The sequence below is a fragment of the Frankia sp. CoWAU3 genome, assembly GCF_977971855.1.
The window spans coordinates 1-2,788 of sequence record NZ_CDWWXB010000223.1 but is presented as its reverse complement, the minus strand read 5'-3'; the positions used below and the strand labels follow the sequence as shown (position 1 = coordinate 2,788).

The 2,788-nt window shown below is 69.7% G+C and carries 2 protein-coding genes; both read left to right on the top strand.

The window, feature by feature from the left end; translation table 11 throughout:
- The first annotated feature begins 393 nt into the window (after positions 1-393).
- On the top strand, positions 394-1,413 hold the full coding sequence (locus AC08ON_RS15820; RefSeq protein ID WP_476608297.1) for an ROK family protein: 1,020 nt from the start codon (positions 394-396) through the stop codon (positions 1,411-1,413).
- 310 nt (positions 1,414-1,723) lie between these two features.
- On the top strand, positions 1,724-2,650 hold the full coding sequence (locus tag AC08ON_RS15815; protein ID WP_476608300.1) for a TauD/TfdA dioxygenase family protein: 927 nt from the start codon (positions 1,724-1,726) through the stop codon (positions 2,648-2,650).
- Positions 2,651-2,788 lie beyond the last annotated feature (138 nt).

Below are 2,788 nucleotides of genomic sequence, written 5' to 3'. Positions count from 1 at the left end.
GCCAGTACGCGACAAGGCGCCAGTACGCGACAAGGCGCCAGTACGCGACAAGATGTCGGCGCGGGAAACGCTGCCGGCGCAGGGAAGGCCGCGGGCCGCGGCGGGGGGCGTCTCCAGGCTTGGAGCCGGGAGAACCGCTGCCGGCGGCCCAGGCGGCCCAGGCGGCTCCAGTGGTTACTGTGCCCGGGCGGCTCCGCGGGCTCCGCGGCGGCGATCCTGCGGGCGGTCCTCGACCACGGTCCGGTCGCCCGCACCGCCATCGGGAGGGCAACAGGGCTCAGCCCGGCTGCGGTCTCCCGGCAGACAGCCGGGCTGATCTCCCTGGGTCTGCTCCGAGAGCTTCCCGCCTCCTCGCTGGCTCCCCGGGCCGGGCGGCCACACGTGCCCCTGGACGTGGACACCGACCTTCATCTGGCCTGCGGGGTGCACATCGCCGTCCCGTTCGTCACCTTCAGCCTTGTCGACCTGCGTGGACAGGTGGTGACGCGGGAGCAGTTGCCGCGGGAGGGCGGCCCGGCGGACGTCCTTCGGATGATCGCCCGACATCTGCCCGGCTTCCTCTCCCGGCGCGCCCGGGGCAACCGTGTCCTCGGCCTCGGCGTCGTCACCGGCGGCCGGGTCGACCCCGACCTCGGCGTGGTGATCGAACACGAGCCCCTGGACTGGCATGACGTGCCGGTCCGGGAGGTGCTGGCGGCGGCCACGGGCATGCCGGTGCACGTCGACGGGCACGCCCGCGCCCTGGCCCAGGCGGAGATCCTCTTCGGCGACCCGCGCGCCCGGCGCAGCCTGCTGAAGCTGTTCGTCGGCAACGTGGTCGACGCCGCGTTCGCCACCGACGGATCGGTGCACATCGGACCGCACTCCGCCGCGGGCGGCATCGCTCACCTGCGGCTCGCTGACAGCGACGCCCCGTGCCGCTGCGGCCGGTCGGGCTGCGCGCAGGCGGCGCTGTCGGAACGGACCATGCTGCTGCAGGCGGCCCAGGACGGGATCATCTCCCGTCCGGACCTGCAGGTGCTGCTGCACGCCGGGCTCGCCGGCGACCCGCGCGCGCTGTCGCTGTTGCGCGCCAGGCTCCGGCTGGTGGGTCGGATGATCATCCTGCTCGTGGACATGATGGACCCGGAAATCGTCGTTCTCACCGAGGCCGCCGCGCTCTGCCTGCCGGATCTGTTGGTCGACCTGCACGAGGAGATCGCCGCGCACTCACGCGTGTGCACCGATCCCGAGCGGATGGTGCTGCCGAGCAGCTTCGGCATGAATGTGCTGGCCGTCGCGGCGGGAGCGACCGTCCTCGACCCGGTCCACCGCCGCCCGCACAGTCTGCCCGCTCCGATGCCCGCCCCGATGCCGTCGCGGACACCATCACCGACACCGACAGTCGCCGCAGCCACCCGCCGGAGGTATTAATTCCACCAGAACACAAAACGTTGACGGCCCGGAAGGGCGAGACCGAAGATTGACCGGTGAGCGACTCCAGGAACGGCGGTACGGGAAGATTTCCCGCGGCCAGCGCTCGTTGTCGCCGATGTTGACGCCCGGCGTCACGTGCCGCTGTCCGTCGCGACAGAATCCGTAGTCGATCGCAATAGTGCCGATCACGATAGCGCAGGCGTTCCCGGCACGCCCCGAGAACGCGTCCCACCGGTCTGTCACCCGGAATTCCGGCTGCCCTCCCCGCCGTCTTCGCATCTTTTCCCAACCTCTGGAGAAACACATGATGACAACCACGACCCCTGTTCTGGGACTCGACGTCCGCCCGCTTTCCGGCTATATCGGGGCCGAGATTCACGGAGTGGACCTGCGCGAGAACCTGGACGACGCGACCATCGCCGAGATCCGCTCCACGCTGCACCAGTGGAAGGTTGTCTTCTTCCCCGGTCAGAACATCGACCACGCCCAGCAGGTCGCCTTCGGCCGGCGCTTCGGCAAGCTGACCCCGGCCCACCCGCACGAGGACGCGCCGCCGGCGGGCTTCCCGGAGATCCTGCCGATCGACAGCCGGCGGTACGCCAGGTTCTTCGGAACGAAGAAGAAGGTCACCTACGACAATGGCTGGCACACCGACGTCACCGCGCTGGTGAACCCGCCCGCCGCGTCGATCCTGCGGGCCGACATCGTCCCGCCATACGGCGGCGACACTGCGTGGACCAACCTGGTCGCCGCCTACCAGGAGCTGCCCGAGCAGCTTCGGGACCTGGCCAACGGCCTGCGCGCCCGGCATAGCTTCGGAAACTTCCCCAGCGAGAGCGAGTACGGGCGGAAGGCCGCCGCAAACCCGCTGGTCACGATCCACCCGGTAGTGCGCGTCCATCCGGAGACCGGCGAGCGGGCGCTGTTCGTCAGCCCGAGCTTCACCTCCAAGGACAGCGAGATCATCGGTTTCTCGCCGAAGCAGAGCCGCCGGATCCTCGACCTGTTCTACGAGCAGATCTCCCGGCCCGAGTTCACGGTGCGGTTCAAGTGGAACCCCGGTGACATCGCCTTCTGGGACAACCGCGCGACCTCCCACCTCGGCCCGTCGGACCTGGGTCACCTCGACTTCGACCGGGTGCTGTACCGGGTGACCATCGAGGGCGACATTCCGGTCGGCGTCGACGGCAAGGAATCCGAACTGGTCGCCGGGGAACCGTTCCTCGGCTCCTGATCCGCTGTCCGCCGATATCCGCGGACACCACGAATACCAGAGCCGGCAATCCGCTGACAGCCGCGAGGGCCAAGTCCCTCGCGGCTGTCGGCACACCGCCAAACAAGCCACCTCGAACGACAAGCCACCCCGAACGAC